Annotated in this window: 9 protein-coding genes, 1 tRNA gene and 1 pseudogene; 6 read left to right on the top strand and 5 right to left on the bottom strand. The window is 34.8% G+C overall.

Annotation, left to right across the window (positions count from 1 at the left end):
• Window positions 1-75 precede the first annotated feature (75 nt).
• Together ACVBED_RS00335 and ACVBED_RS00330 are read left to right on the top strand one after the other, a co-directional pair.
• Window positions 76-1698: a M1 family metallopeptidase gene (locus tag ACVBED_RS00335; RefSeq protein WP_447119997.1), complete on the top strand. Its 1623-nt coding sequence runs from the start codon at window positions 76-78 to the stop codon at window positions 1696-1698.
• A gap of 39 nt (window positions 1699-1737) precedes the next feature.
• A complete protein-coding gene (locus ACVBED_RS00330) occupies window positions 1738-2049 on the top strand; it encodes an Mpo1-like protein (RefSeq protein ID WP_473094297.1) in 312 nt (103 codons plus the stop codon).
• Between the two features lie 71 nt (window positions 2050-2120).
• Here ACVBED_RS00330 and ACVBED_RS00325 read toward each other — a convergent pair whose 3' ends face one another.
• Together ACVBED_RS00325 and dgt are read right to left on the bottom strand one after the other, a co-directional pair.
• Window positions 2121-3074 carry an SPFH domain-containing protein gene (locus ACVBED_RS00325; RefSeq protein ID WP_447119995.1) on the bottom strand — a complete coding sequence of 318 codons (954 nt, stop codon included), beginning with the start codon at window positions 3072-3074 and terminating at the stop codon, window positions 2121-2123.
• Between the two features lie 61 nt (window positions 3075-3135).
• Complete coding sequence (dgt, locus tag ACVBED_RS00320; protein ID WP_473094296.1) at window positions 3136-4494, bottom strand: dGTP triphosphohydrolase; 1359 nt, start codon at window positions 4492-4494, stop codon at window positions 3136-3138.
• Window positions 4495-4646: 152 nt separating this feature from the next.
• Here dgt and ACVBED_RS00315 point away from each other — a divergent pair.
• Together ACVBED_RS00315 and ACVBED_RS00310 are read left to right on the top strand one after the other, a co-directional pair.
• Window positions 4647-6937 (top strand): annotated as a pseudogene (locus ACVBED_RS00315) (GH92 family glycosyl hydrolase); the annotation flags it as partial.
• Window positions 6938-7033: 96 nt separating this feature from the next.
• Window positions 7034-7606, top strand: coding sequence for a basic secretory protein-like protein (locus ACVBED_RS00310; RefSeq protein ID WP_473094315.1), 573 nt, complete (start codon window positions 7034-7036; stop codon window positions 7604-7606).
• A gap of 73 nt (window positions 7607-7679) precedes the next feature.
• Here the strand turns inward: ACVBED_RS00310 and gcvP are convergent, their stop codons facing one another.
• Window positions 7680-10541 carry an aminomethyl-transferring glycine dehydrogenase gene (gene gcvP, locus ACVBED_RS00305; RefSeq protein WP_473094295.1) on the bottom strand — a complete coding sequence of 954 codons (2862 nt, stop codon included), beginning with the start codon at window positions 10539-10541 and terminating at the stop codon, window positions 7680-7682.
• A gap of 119 nt (window positions 10542-10660) precedes the next feature.
• The gene (locus ACVBED_RS00300) at window positions 10661-11095 is read right to left on the bottom strand and encodes a J domain-containing protein (protein ID WP_473094294.1); all 435 of its coding nucleotides are present in this window, start codon (window positions 11093-11095) and stop codon (window positions 10661-10663) included.
• A gap of 291 nt (window positions 11096-11386) precedes the next feature.
• Between ACVBED_RS00300 and ACVBED_RS00295 the strand changes: the two genes are divergently transcribed.
• Together ACVBED_RS00295 and ACVBED_RS00290 are read left to right on the top strand one after the other, a co-directional pair.
• Window positions 11387-12403 (top strand): asparaginase, encoded by a 1017-nt coding sequence (locus tag ACVBED_RS00295; RefSeq protein ID WP_473094293.1) that lies wholly within the window; start codon window positions 11387-11389, stop codon window positions 12401-12403.
• 66 nt (window positions 12404-12469) lie between these two features.
• Window positions 12470-12556: transfer RNA gene (locus tag ACVBED_RS00290), tRNA-Ser, on the top strand.
• A 194-nt stretch (window positions 12557-12750) separates the two neighbouring features.
• Here ACVBED_RS00290 and ACVBED_RS00285 read toward each other — a convergent pair.
• Window positions 12751-15042 carry a xanthine dehydrogenase family protein molybdopterin-binding subunit gene (locus tag ACVBED_RS00285; protein ID WP_473094292.1) on the bottom strand — a complete coding sequence of 764 codons (2292 nt, stop codon included), beginning with the start codon at window positions 15040-15042 and terminating at the stop codon, window positions 12751-12753.
• Window positions 15043-15044: the final 2 nt, after the last annotated feature.

Raw genomic sequence — 15044 nt, 5'->3', positions numbered from 1 at the left:
GAAATAAAGTTAACATTATTTTGAAGTCAAAACTTAGCGAATATATTTTCTAACTATTTTTAAAAAAATTAAATAATGCAAAATCTATATTTTGAAATCTCTCAAAAAAAGTATTTCATTGTTTTTCTTGGATTATTGTGCAATTCATTTCTCTCTGCTCAACTTCCCACAAACGGATTGGATGTAAAGCATTATGCCTTTAATATCTCGCTGAATGACAACAATAATATTATTAAAGGAACAGCCGTAATTACAACTGGATTTTCCGATAATGAAAATAATATTGTATTCGATTTAGTTAATAAAAATCCTGAAGGAAAAGGCATGACGGTCCTTTCCGTGACAAAAAATAATCAAATTTTAGAATTTTCTCAAGATGCGCAACATTTAATAATTAATGATAAGGGAATTTTAGGACAGGAAAATACATATACCGTCAATTATGAAGGCATTCCCGCTGATGGATTAATTATCGGAAATACAAAAAATGGCGACCGAAGTTTTTTCGCAGACAACTGGCCGAACCGCGCTCACAATTGGATTCCTTGCAACGATCATCTTTCGGATAAAGCAACTTCGGAGTTTATGGTAATTGCGCCAGATCATTATCAAGTGGTGAGTAATGGCCGGGAAATCGAGGAAACTAATCTTCCTGAAAATTTAAAATTGACACACTGGAAATCTGAAATTCCTTTGTCCACAAAAGTAATGGCGATTGGCGTTACTAAGTTCTCGGTAAATAATATGGGAAATATTGGTGGAGTTCCAGTTTCTGCTTGGATCTTTCCTGAGGACCGTGACAACGGATTTAAAAGTTATGAATTCTCAAAAAATATTTTAAAATATTATGTCAGTAAAATTGGTCCTTTTCCTTTTGAAAAACTAGCCAATGTACAATCTAAAACGATTTTCGGTGGAATGGAAAATGCCAGTTGTATTTTTTATGACGAAAATTCTGTTACTAGTAAAGGTGTAGAAAGTTTGATGGCACACGAAACTGCGCACCAATATTTTGGCGATAATGTGACCGAAAAAGACTGGCCGCATCTTTGGCTGAGTGAAGGTTTTGCGACTTATATGACCGATATGTATCTCGAAAATAAGTATGGAAAAGACAGTTTGCAAAGCCTTTTGAAACAACAGAGAAGTGAGGTTATCGATTTTTCCAAAAAATTTAAAAAACCTATCGTTGATTCTTCAGAAGCCAACAATTTAATGAATCTACTAAATGCCAACAGTTACCAAAAAGGTGGTTGGGTCTTACATATGCTACGATTACGTATCGGCAACGAATTATTTTGGAAAAGCGTTCGTTCCTATTACGAAACCTACAAAGGAAAAAACGCAAATACAGATGATCTTGAAAAAATATTTGAAGAAGTCAGCCACCAAAATCTGAAGACATTTTTTCATCAATGGCTTTTCACAACTGGACAACCCAATTTAAATATTGACTGGAAATACGATAAATTAACTAAAAAAATATCTGTTAATATTGAACAAATTCAAGATAATCTTTTTGAGTTTCCTTTGTCAATTTCTTTTACTAATGGAAACCAAACAATTATCAAAACTTTTAATATTAAAAATAAAGTGACGCAAGAAGATTTTACAATTTCATTTCAGCCAAAAGAAATAAAAATAGATCCAAATGTAGATTTGTTGTTTGAAAATTTTAACTTAGATAAAAATAATTAGCCCTGAAAAGACACAATTTTAAATTTAAAAAAAAAAATTATGCCTGAAAAAATAAAAAACTTCTCAGAATTCTATCAATTTTATTTGACAGAACATTCAAAAACTTGGACGCGAATCTTCCATTTTATAGGAACGTTTTTAATATTTGTTGTAATTTTTTACGTTTTAAAAAGTGGCAAAGAACGTTTTCTTTGGTATGTCCCAATTTTCGGTTATGGTTTTGCGTGGTTTTCACATGCAGTTTTTGAGCACAATCAACCCGCCACTTTTCGGCATCCACTTTGGTCTATAATTTCTGATTTTAAATTATTTTTCGAGTTGTTGATTGGGAAGCAGAAGTTTAAAGCCTAAAAAACCTTCCAGAAATTAAATCTTGAAAGGTTTATAATAAATTATATTAATTATATTTTTAGTAGAAAAAATTAATATCTTCCATCTTTATTATCGTGTCCATATCTTTCTGGCGCTGGCGGAAAATCCGGACTGTTTGCTTCTTCTAATTTTGAAACGGAAATCATCGCAGCCATCATATCATTTAGCATATTACTTGCAGAAGTTGGTGAGTTTGGTAATAAAACTAAATTACTTCTGTTATTAGCACCAATTGCTTGCAAAGTGTCATAATGCTGTGTAACGACGATTAAAGAAGACGCTTCCTGCGAGCCAATATTTACTTTATTCAGCATTCTCACAGATTCTTCCAGACCTTTTGCGATCTCTCTTCTTTGGTCGGCAATACCTTGCCCCTGCAATTTTTTCGATTCTGCTTCTGCTTTCGCAACGGCAACAATTCTGATCCTTTGTGCTTCGGATTCATATTCCGCCGCCGTTTTCTCACGTTCCGCCGCATTAATACGGTTCATCGCGTGTTTTACTTGTTCATCTGGATCAATATCTGTCACTAAGGCTTTAATAATATCATAACCATAACTTTGCATCGCTTCTTGCAACTCATTTCTTACGGCGTTTGCGATATCATCTTTTCGCACAAAAACGTCATCTAATCTTGTTTTTGGAACTTCTGCTCTTACCACATCAAAAACGTAGGAAGTAATTTGATTTTCCGGATTTTCTAAACGGTAATACGCATCTTTCACATTTGTTCTAATGACTTGATATTGCACAGAAACTTTCATCTTCACAAAAACATTATCCAATGTTTTTGTATCAATCATTACATCCAACTGTTGAATTCTTAAGTTCAATCTTTTAGAAATTTGATCTATATAGGGAATTTTTAAATGCAGACCAGAATCGCATACTTTCAAAAATTTACCAAGGCGTTCTACTACTGCAGCAGATTCTTGCTTTACGGTGAAAAAAGAGGCGAAAAGCGTTATTAAAAGGAAAAATCCAATAATTGCTAAATAAGGCATGTTTTTTTATTTTTTTAATTAATCTTAAAGATAGTGAAAATTTATTGATTAAAAAAGTGATTTACATCGTCATTCCGATATCAATTCCTTTAATTTTTCTATAAAGATCCGTTGCAAAATTATCTGTCATTCCAGAAACAAAATCTAAAACACCCATCACTTTTTCATAATCTGTTCCTTCGCTGTAAACAAATTGTTCAGGTAAAAGTTTTAGCGCCATTTTATCATAAGACTTCTGCGTTTCTTTTGGTTTTAAAATAGACGGAATAAAATGGTTCAAAAGTTCATACATTACATTATAACCGGCATTTTCGATTTCTATAACGGCTTTGTGGTTGTAGATTTTTTTTATTGAAAAACTTTCGATTTCCTGTAAAGTCGGATTTTCTCTTCTATAAATGTCAAGTAAGGCTTCATTTAAAGTACCGTCAAGAATTTGACTAAAATTAGTTTTAAATAATTGCAAAGATTTATTAATTAGGGCATTAATAACTTTTGCACGCAGATAAGAAATACGTTCATTCGAATTCGTTATAAATTTTAATTTATCCTCAACCCTTTTGGTATTTGAATTTTCGGATTTAATTAAGTCAAAAAAAAGATTTTCACAATCTGCCGTTGAAACAATGCCTAATCGGTGCGCATCTTCCATGTCAATAATATTATAACAAATATCATCTGCGGCCTCTACCAGCCATACGAAAGGATGTCTTTTGTAAATTAAAGGTTCAGAATTCTCTTCTATAATACCCGTGGATTTAGCAATGGTTTTGAAAGTGTCTTTTTCAGTTTGAAAAAAGCCAAATTTTTTTCGATGAACTTGTCCTTTTTTTTTGGCAATGGCTTCACACGGATATTTTGCAATGCTTGCCAAAGTTGTAAATGTAATCTGTGTCCCACCTAAATCTTTTCCTTTCTGCTGATGCGTTAAAACCCGAATAGCATTGGCATTTCCTTCAAAATTAATTAGATCTGCCCACTCTTTTTCGTTAAATTTTTGCTTTAGATCCAATTCATTTTTTTCAAAATAACTCGCAATCGCATCTTCTCCGGAATGTCCAAATGCAGGATTTCCAACATCGTGACACAAACAAGCGGCAGCAATAACGTTACTTAAATTGTGCTGGTAAAATAGTTTAGAATTTTCATTTAAATCATTTGAAAAATTTTCATTTATAAATTCACCAGCCAAACTACCCAAACTTCGACCGACAGAAGAAACTTCCAAAGAATGTGTTAATCTATTATGCACAAAAACACTTCCGGGCAAAGGAAAAACCTGTGTTTTATTTTGAAGTCGGCGGAATGCAGAAGAAAAAATAATTCGATCAAAATCCCGCTGAAAATCAGTTCGTGAGCCAGAAACTGCGGAATGATTTCCGGTTCTTTCATGGGTAAATAAATGATTAAGTGAAGTCATGCGGCAAATATCGGAAAATTACGTCAACTAAAATTCTGAAAAAAATGCAATTTTCACCAGCTCAAACAATTATACAATAATTCAAATTAGATTTTATAAACTATTTTTTAATAAAAATATTATAATTTTAACAGAAATAAAAACTAAACAAAATGACTTCCCTGATCAAACGACTCTCATTTTTTCTCTTTTGCTTTTTCTTTACTTTAAATTTCTACAGCCAAAAAACGGATTTAGTACAATACGTCAATCCATTAATGGGGACTTTTTCGAAACCCGATTTGAGTAACGGCAATACTTATCCGGCAATTTCTACCCCTTGGGGAATGAATATGTGGACGCCGCAAACCGGAAAAAATGGTGACGGATGGCAATATTCTTATACTGCCGAAAAAATTCGAGGTTTTAAACAAACGCATCAACCAAGTCCATGGATGAATGATTATGGTGTATTTTCTTTAATGCCAATTAGCGGAAATTTAAAATTTAAAGAAGAAGACAGACAAAGTTGGTTCAGTCACAAATCGGAGATTTCCCGACCGGATTATTACAGCGTTTATCTCGCAGATTATAATATAACCACAGAAATTACACCGACGGAAAGAGCCGCTATTTTTAAATTTACTTTCGGCACAAAAGATAAATCTTACTTAGTTTTAGATGCTTTTGATAAAGGTAGTTTTGTAAAAATCATTCCGGGCGACAATAAAATTATAGGTTATAATAAATATTACAGACGTGGAAAACTGCAAAATTTCGCCAACTATTTCGTCATCACTTTTGACACACCATTTTCCTTTAATAAAGTTTGGCAGAAAGATAATTTACTAGATAGTCTTTCCACAAAAGGCGAACATTCTGGCGCAGTTGTGGGTTTTGATATTACTAAAAAAAATCAGGTTGTGACCGCAAAAGTGGCGTCGTCATTAATTATCAGTTTACGAAACGAGCGAGATTAAATTTAAAAAGAGAAGTCGGCAATAAAACCTTTTCTCAAGTTCAAACTGAAACGCATAAACTTTGGAATGATGTTTTAGGAAAAGCATTGGTAGAAGGTGGAACGGATGATCAAAAAAGAACTTTTTACAGTTGCCTGTATCGAACAGCATTGTTTCCAAATAAATTATACGAAATAGATGCGAGTGGAAAAATTGTGCATTACTCACCGTATAACGGAAAAATTTTGCCCGGTTATATGTACGGCGGAACGGGATTTTGGGACACTTTTCGCGCACTTTATCCATTATTAAATTTACTTTATCCAGATGTAAGTTCTGAAATGGAGCAAGGTTTGGCGAATGATTATCGAGAAGGTGGCTTTTTGCCGGAATGGAGCAGTCCGGGTTTTGCAGATATTATGATCGGCAATAATTCTGCGTCAGTTGTTGCAGATGCTTTTATTAAAAAAATTCCAGATCAGGATACCAATATTTTATGGAAAGCCTTAGAAAATGGCGCCAATAATGAAGGTCCGATGAGCGCAGTTGGCCGCTTTGGTGTCGATTATTACAATAAAATCGGTTATGTTCCTTACGATGTCAATATAAACGAAAGCGCGGCGCGAACTTTAGAATATTCCTACGATGATTTCAGTATTTATCAGTTTATTAAAAACAAAAATATTGATGAAAATATTAAGAAAAAATATGCGCAGCGTGCTTTAAATTATAAAAATGTTTTTGATAAATCGACCAATTTAATGCGCGGTAGAAATTTTGACGGCACTTTTGAAAGTCCGTTTAATCCGCTAAAATGGGGCGATGCTTTTACGGAAGGAAACGCTTGGCATTACACTTGGAGCGTTTTTCACGACATCGATGGTTTAGCAAATATGATGGGCGGCAAAAAAGAATTTGCAAAAATGTTGGATTCAGTTTTTACAATGGCACCAGATTTTGACGATAGTTATTATGGCGGTACCATTCACGAAATTCGTGAAATGCAGATCGCAAATATGGGACAATATGCGCACGGAAATCAACCAATTCAACACATGATCTATCTGTACAATTATGCTAAAGAATCGTATAAAGCGCAATATTGGGTGCGAGAAACGATGAACAGAATGTACAAACCAACGCCAGACGGTTATTGCGGTGATGAAGATAATGGCCAAACGAGTGCTTGGTATGTTTTCAGCGCGATGGGATTTTATCCGGTTTGCCCTGCGACGCCTGAATATGTAATTGGTGCGCCATTATTTAAAAAAATAACTTTAACTCTAAAAGACGGTAAAAAATTCATTATTAATTCACCAAAAAACGGTGATGAAAATAGATATATTTCTTCCCAAAAACTGAATGGTAAAAATTATTCTAAAACTTACTTAAACCATTTTGAGATGTTAAAAGGCGGAAATCTAGATTTTGAAATGAGTAATTTACCAAATAAAAACAGAAAAACTTCCGACAGCGATTTGCCCTATTCTTTCTCGAAAGATGAACCTATTTATAAGGAACTCAATTTAAAAACGACAACTTCTGACAGATCTGTTTTTAAAAATCAAATAAAAACTGAAACGAGAGGCGATTTATCTTTGATGTTAATTGATAAAGATTCTGTTTTTACAGACGCTTACAAACAAAGATTTATTGATATGTATTTTCTTCAATATCCAAAACTGATTCAGAAATACAATAAAAATTCTCTGAAAAAAGTCACTTTTATTATCGATAAAAATTACAAAGGCGTTGCAGAAACTGATAATGGAATCATAAAATTTAATCCGGAATGGTTTGCAAAAAACCCTGAAGATCTCGATGTGATCACGCATGAATTAATGCACACTGTACAGAATTATAAGGACGGAAAAATCCCAGGTTGGCTCACAGAAGGTATCGCAGATTACGCAAGAGCAACAGAAGGCGTGAACAGTGAAAAAGCAGGCTGGAAATTATACGACTTAAAACCTGGAAATAATTTTGATAATTCTTACAGAATTACCGCGAGATTTCTTCTTTGGTTGACTCAGAATTTTGACAAAGATTTAATTATTAAATTAAATAATGACGCCAGAAATAATAATTACACGCCAGAATTTTGGAAGAAAAATACCGGGAAAAATATTGAGGAACTGTGGCAAAATTATGTTACAAATTCTCTTTTAAAATAAACATTAATATTTCTTTACATTAAATAAAAAAATCCTTCAAAAATGAAGGATTTTAAATTTGATTATGAATATCTTATTCCATATAACTTTCAATCGGTGCGCAGGTGCAAATCAGATTTCTGTCGCCGAAAGCATCATCCACACGGGAAACCGAAGCGAAGAATTTTCTAGTGCGAACCCAATCTAACGGATAAGCCGCTTTTTCACGGGAATAAGGTTTATCCCAAGAATCCGAAATCACCAATTCCATTGTGTGTGGCGCATTTTTAAGCACGTTATTTTTTTCGTCTGCTTCACCATTTGCGATTTCATCAATTTCTTTTTTAATAGAAATTAAAGCCTCTGCAAAACGGTCCATTTCTTCTTTACTTTCAGATTCTGTTGGCTCAATCATCATGGTTCCAGCAACTGGAAAACTCATTGTTGGCGCATGATAGCCGTAATCCATCAGTCGTTTTGCAACATCAACCACTTCAATTCCGATGGCTTTAAACTGTCGGAAATCTAAAATACATTCGTGCGCAACTCTGCCTTTTTTGTTGACGTAGAGAATAGGAAAATGTTCACCTAAAACTTCTTTCAAATAGTTAGCATTTAAAATGGCGTGTTCCGTGGCTTTCATTAAACCAGAAGTCCCAAGCATTTTAATGTACGCGTAAGAAATATTTAACACCAAAGATGAGCCATAAGGCGCACCAGAAATACCATCAATAGATTCTTTCGTGCCTATTTTAATATTTGGATTGGTAGGCAAAAATTTAACCAGATGGGCTGCAACGCAAATTGGTCCAACACCTGGTCCACCGCCTCCGTGAGGAATTGCAAATGTTTTATGTAAATTTAAATGACATACATCTGCACCGATATTTCCAGGACTTGTAAAACCTACTTGTGCATTCATATTAGCGCCGTCCATATAAACCTGGCCGCCGTTATCATGAATTATTTTTGTTATCTCTTTAATATTTTCGTCGAAAACACCGAATGTTGAAGGATAAGTAACCATTGCGGCAGAAAGGTTTTCTTTGTGCAGTTCGGCTTTCGCTCTTAAATCTTCAGAATCAATCTCGCCACTTTCCAAGTTTTTTACAACTATCACTTTACCACCGGCTAAAACTGCAGATGCAGGATTTGTTCCGTGTGCAGATTGTGGAATAAGTACAATATTTCTATGACCTTCACCTATTGATTTTTGATATTCTCTAATCACCATTAAACCTGCATATTCTCCTTGAGCGCCAGAGTTTGGCTGTAAAGAGGTTCCAGCAAAACCGGTGATTTCAGATAAATCTTTCTCTAATTCTTTAATCATTATTTGATAGCCTCCTGCTTGTTCAGTCGGAACAAATGGATGAACACTTCCCCATTCTGCCCAAGAAATTGGCAACATTTCAGTTGCTGCATTAAGTTTCATGGTGCAAGAACCAAGAGAAATCATGGAATCGGTTAGCGATAAATCTTTACGTTCCAATCTCTTTATATAACGCATTAATTCTGTTTCTGTATGATAGGAATTAAAAACATTTTCCTGTAAAATTGAATCTTTACGCAGGATTTCATCTGGGATTTTCACCTCATCACGAATTGTCAATTTAAAACTTTGCTTATCTACAAACTGCGCAAAAGAATCAAACAATCTTTGAAGTTTTTCTAAGGTAGAAGTTTCATTTAAAGAAACACTTACAAAACCCTCAGAAAAATAATTTAAATTTATTTTTTGATCACGCATTAAACGCATCAATGAATTTTTATCTTCTGGATGCATTCTGAATTTTACGGTGTCAAAAATTGGTTCTTCCACCAAATCATAACCAAGTGCGAGCAGACCTTCTTTTAAAGCATTAGTTTTAAAATGAATTTGATCTGCAATAAAATTTAAGCCTTTTGGCCCGTGATAAACCGCATACATTGATGCCATGACTGCTAAAAGAACTTGTGCAGTACAAATATTTGAAGTCGCTTTTTCTCTTTTAATGTGCTGCTCTCTGGTTTGTAAAGCCATTCTCAACGCACGTTTCCCATACATATCTTGAGAAACACCAATAATTCTTCCTGGAATATCTCTCTTGTAGGATTCTTTACAGGCGAAAAAAGCTGCATGTGGACCGCCATAACCCATCGGAATTCCAAAACGCTGCGTAGTTCCAACTGCGCAATCTGCGCCCATATCTGCGGGCGATTTAGCTTTAATTAAAAACAAAGGATCACAAGCCACGACGACTTGTAAATTGTTTTCTTTATAATATTTAATATTTTCCGTGTAATCTATAATCCCACCATTTTTCCCTGGATATTGAAGTAGAACTCCAAAATAAGAGTCATTAAACTGGTGGTTTTTATGATTGCCAATAATGACATCAATTCCTAAACCTTTTGCTTTAGTTTTTAAAACTGAAATTGTTTGTGGCAAAACTAAGTCTGAAACGAAAAACTTAACTGCCTCTCCCTTTTTCTGATCTTTAGTTCTACTTTCAAAAAACATGTGCATTGCTTCCGCCGCCGCCGTAGACTCATCTAGCAATGATGCATTGGCAATCGGCAAACCTGTTAAGCTAACCACTAAAGTTTGGTAATTTAAAAGTGCTTCCAATCTTCCTTGTGCAATCTCTGCTTGGTAAGGTGTGTAAGCCGTATACCAGCTTGGATTTTCTAAAATATTTCTTTGGATAACTGACGGCAAAATAACATTATGATAACCAAAACCGATATAATTATCAAACATTAAATTTTTTGAGGCTAAATCTTTTGAATGTGCAAGCATCTCATATTCTGAAAGTGGCTCAGAAATATTCAAATCTTTTTCTAATCTAATAGAATCGGGAATTGTTTGCGAAATCAATTCTGAAATATCAGAAACGCCAATTCTGTCAAGCATTTCCTTCGTATCACTTTCGTTTAGGCTGATATGCCGATTAACAAACTGCTGTGTGTTCATATTATTTTAAAAGATTTTTTAATAAAAATTGTACTGTAAAAATACAAAAATTCAGAGGAGTTAACAACTTCTAATTGCTTAAATATATGATATTTATCAAGATGAAAAAATGTAAATATTTACTTGTTCAAAAGAAATACAATAATTATAATCAGGATAAAAAGTACCAGAAAAAATTTTAAAACCTTAGAAAAACCGGATGAATTATTAGGGGTTCTTTTTTGTGGTTTAAGTAACTCCTGTACTTCTGCTTTTATCTTTTCTCTGTCATTTTCGAATACTTCAGTGATAGTAATACCTTTAACGGAAGTCTTTTGGATAACGGAGTTTGTCGCGTGAAGTAAAATTTGAAACTTGCCATCTACAAATTCATTTATTTTAAAAGTTCTTTCACCGTAAGATTTTTCTAAGCCAAAAGGTAAAATTTTTACCAAATCTGCATTTTGAGTTTGCCAATTAATAATAATTTCGTCGCCTTTTTTTACTCTAATTTTATTGGCACTAAAGCTTTTTATAAAAGGTGGTAAATTATTACGTGACAGATATTTTGGCAATGAAAAATTTGATCATGATCCATCGTAAAATTCATTAATTAAAGATCTCATAAGCTTCCCTCGCTTCACGGAGACGATTTTCAAAGATGATGTCATTATCGGTTTTATCTAGATGGTATTTTAGAGATAATTTCGATAGGCTTGTTTAATATCTTCTACAAGACACGTCAGGTAAAATGCCAAGAAAATAGTAGTAATCTTTCAAAATTATAAATTGAGAAACAAAAGTATGAAAAGTAAAAGATTGAGCCAAAAGTTAAGGTTAAGTAAAAAATTGTTTAATTTTAGCACATGAAAAGAAAGGTGCTTCTTATATATACCGGCGGAACTATCGGTATGGAAAAAGATTATGAAACGGGCAGTTTGCGCGCATTTGATTTTGCGAATATTTTTAAAAAAATACCAGAATTAAATTTAATAGAATGTGAAGTTTCGGTATATCCATTCAAAAAGCCTTTAGATTCTTCGGATATGGGTCCCAAGGAATGGAAAACTATTGCCAGACATATTTCTAAAAGCTATGAAAAATTTGATGGGTTTTTAATTTTACATGGTACAGACACTATGTCTTACACGGCTTCAGCATTAAGTTTTATGCTAAAAGGTTTAAGAAAACCGGTCATTTTAACGGGTTCTCAACTTCCCATTGGAGATTTACGGACCGATGCAAAAGAAAATCTTTTAACGAGTCTTTATTATGCGAGCTTGTATGAAAACGATGAAGCCGTTTTGCAGGAAGTTGCGCTTTATTTTGAATATAAATTGATGCGTGGTAACAGAAGTCTGAAATATTCTGCGGAGTATTTTGATGCGTATCAAAGTCCGAATTATCCCATTTTGGGTCAATCTGGCGTCAATTTAAAAATTGAAAAAAACGAACTTTTTCGTGCCGATAAAAACGAGACATTTTCTGCCGATTTACATATTTCACAAGATGTTTTATTTTGGCGTATTTTCCCGGGAATGCAACTTTCACACTTTCAAGATCTACCAACAATGAAGGTTTTAATTTTACAGGTTTTTGGTTCCGGAACGATTTTTAACACCAATAAAACGAAAGACACTTTAGAAAAACTGCGAGAAAACGGAACAGAAATAGTAGTTGTTTCACAGTGTATTTCCGGTGAAATTTCATTTGGAAAATATAACAACAGTAATATTTTCACGGATATAAAAGCCATCAGCGGAAAAGATATGACCGCAGAAAGTGCAATTACTAAAGCGATGCATTTACTAAACAATCCAAATTACGAAGGAACGTTTAGAGACAATTTTGGAAAAAATCTACGCGGAGAAATTTCTGAATAAAATTTTTTAGAAGCTAATAAATTTTGTATTTTTAAATAAAAAAACCTACTTTTGCGCACTTAAAATAGAGAGGTGTCCGAGTGGTTGAAGGAGCTAGCCTGGAAAGCTAGTGTACGGGCAACTGTACCGTGGGTTCGAATCCCATCCTCTCTACAAAAAAATTTAACAATTACTTACTTAAGCCAATCAGGAATTCTAGTTCCTGATTTTTTTTTATTTTATTGTTGATTAGCTAGTCCCTCCACTTGCCGCAAGGATGCAAATTACTAGGAAGTATATTTAAATAAAGCTTTGTTACAGATCTTTTATAATTTACTTATAAAAGATCTCGTAAATTTTGACCAAATTTAAACCAACTTATCTGGTGTAAAAGGTAGGTCTCGTAACCGACGTCCTGTCGCATTAAAAATAGCATTACCTATCGCGGCAGAAACTCCGGTAATGCCAATTTCGCCAATTCCGCGCGCACCAATTGGTGAAATATGAGGGTCCTTTTTACCGATAAAATAAACATCAATTGGTGGTACATCTAAGTTTACAGGAACATGATAATCTGCCAAAGTTCGAGTAACTGGATTACCATAACGCTCATCGTAAACCGTTTCCTCCATTAAGGCAGATCCAAAACCATAAATTACGCCACCGATAATCTGTGAGCGGGCAGTTTTTTCATTCATGATCGTACCGGCATCGTGAACGCTGACAAATCTTTTTACACGCACAGTCCCAAAATCTTCATCAACCCAAACTTCCGCAAACTGTACTCCAAAGGAATGAAATGAATATTTATCTGAATCACCATTTTCATCCAGATCAATATCAGCAACACTGCACATAGCTTTCTGAGAGCCGAGGCCGCTTCCCGAGGCCGGCATTGCAGTAACACAACCTTCCATCACCGTTTTTTTATTACGATGCATAACCGCAGTATAAGTATCTCTTTTAGATTCGTCATTTTTTAAGTAAAAAGAACCGTTTTCAAAATTAATTTCTTCGACTGGTTTACCATATAATGGCGATTTCAAATCTGCTCTAGCGAGAAGCATTAAATCTTTCCGAAGTGCTTCTCCAGCTTCATAGACTGCAGGATTTACACTCGCAGTTGTAGTAGAACCACCCGAAACTGGACCTGGAGGCAAACCTGAATCTCCCAATTTCACTGTAATATTTTCTACGGGAACGCCTAAAGCATCTGCCGCCGTTTGAGCCATAATGGTATAAGTCCCTGTACCAATATCTTGAGTAGCGCACAATACTGTTACTGACCCATCACTTTTTATCTGAACTTTCGCTGACGCAGCACTTCTAATTGCAGGATAAGTTGCTGTTGCCATACCATAACCTACCAAATGGTTTCCAATTCTGGTCTGCCTTGGTTTCATATTTCTTTTATTCCACCCAAATTTTTCGGCACCCATTTTATAACATTCAAGTAAATACTCACTGGAAAAGGGATGTTTTTTCATGGGATCAACAGAAGTGTGGTTTATTTTCCGAAGCTCAATAGGATCCATTTTAAGTTCATGCGCCAGTTCATCCATTGCCGTTTCTAATGCAAATATCCCGGGTGTTTCTCCAGGTGCGCGCATAAATGTTGGCGTTCCGATATTAAGTTTCGCAACTTTGTAAGTGATTTCGCGCATAGGCGAAGCGTATAGAACTGCCGTTTGTTTTCCGCTTGGCTCGTAATAACCAGAGAGATTTGCATAAGTTCCACTTTCATGGCGCATGGCCTGCAATTTTCCACTACTATCACTTGCTAATGCTACATTTTGATGTGTTTCACTACGACGACCGACATTGGTTTGCATCATCTGCCGTGTGATCACTAATTTTACTGGTCTTTTTATTATTTTAGCCGCCATTGTTGCCAAAAGGGCGTGTCCCCATTCTGAACCTTTACAACCAAAACCGCCTCCCACAAAAGGATTAATGATCTGCACATTTTCAGGTTGTAATTTAAAGAAATACGCTATCGTTCCACGCATGGCAATAACGCCTTGCGTTGCATTATATAAAATTACTTTATCATCACCTCTCCAAACCGCCACTGTCGCGTGAGGTTCCATCGGATGGTGATTTTCCGTAGAAGTAGAATAACTATGATCTACTTTAACAGCCGCCGCATCTATAATTGCCTGAGCTTTTCCTTCATTAATTTGAACGGAATGACCATTACCTTTTTGCGGTACAAATCCTCCAGGCAAGGCTTTTTTTAAATTAATAGCAGGTTGATCTTTCTTGTAAGAAACTTTTACTATTGCCGCTGCTGCTCGCGCTTCTTCATAAGTTTCAGCAATTACTAACGCGATATATTGTCCCCAGTAATGAATTTGATTATCCTGCATAGGCGATATATTTTCGCCCATACTTGCTCCACTTTTGTTTTTTTCTTCGCCACTCGCCGCCGCTAATTTTGGTGCATTTTCATAGGTTACTATTTTAATTACACCCGGTAACTTTTTAGCGTCATTAATATCGATATTTAATATAGTCCCTTTCGCGATTGTAGACCGAACCGGAAAAGCATAAGCCATATCTTTTTGATTGAATTCAGCAGCATATTTTGCAGTACCACTAACTTTTAATGGTCCGTCAATTCTGTCCAGTGGTTTTCCAATTACAGTTTGTTTTTTCATAA

Source organism: Halpernia sp. GG3, from assembly GCF_052976925.2.
Note: the sequence above shows the minus strand (reverse complement) of the source record. Positions and strands in the feature narration are given on the sequence as shown.

Coding starts and splice junctions, on each gene's coding strand:
- ACVBED_RS00335 (WP_447119997.1), top strand. CDS start 76: ATGCAAAATCTATATTTTGAAATCTCTCAAAAAAAGTATTTCATTGTT.
- ACVBED_RS00330 (WP_473094297.1), top strand. CDS start 1,738: ATGCCTGAAAAAATAAAAAACTTCTCAGAATTCTATCAATTTTATTTG.
- ACVBED_RS00325 (WP_447119995.1), bottom strand. CDS start 3,074: ATGCCTTATTTAGCAATTATTGGATTTTTCCTTTTAATAACGCTTTTC.
- dgt (WP_473094296.1), bottom strand. CDS start 4,494: ATGACTTCACTTAATCATTTATTTACCCATGAAAGAACCGGAAATCAT.
- ACVBED_RS00310 (WP_473094315.1), top strand. CDS start 7,034: ATGTTAATTGATAAAGATTCTGTTTTTACAGACGCTTACAAACAAAGA.
- gcvP (WP_473094295.1), bottom strand. CDS start 10,541: ATGAACACACAGCAGTTTGTTAATCGGCATATCAGCCTAAACGAAAGT.
- ACVBED_RS00295 (WP_473094293.1), top strand. CDS start 11,387: ATGAAAAGAAAGGTGCTTCTTATATATACCGGCGGAACTATCGGTATG.
- ACVBED_RS00285 (WP_473094292.1), bottom strand. CDS start 15,042: ATGAAAAAACAAACTGTAATTGGAAAACCACTGGACAGAATTGACGGA.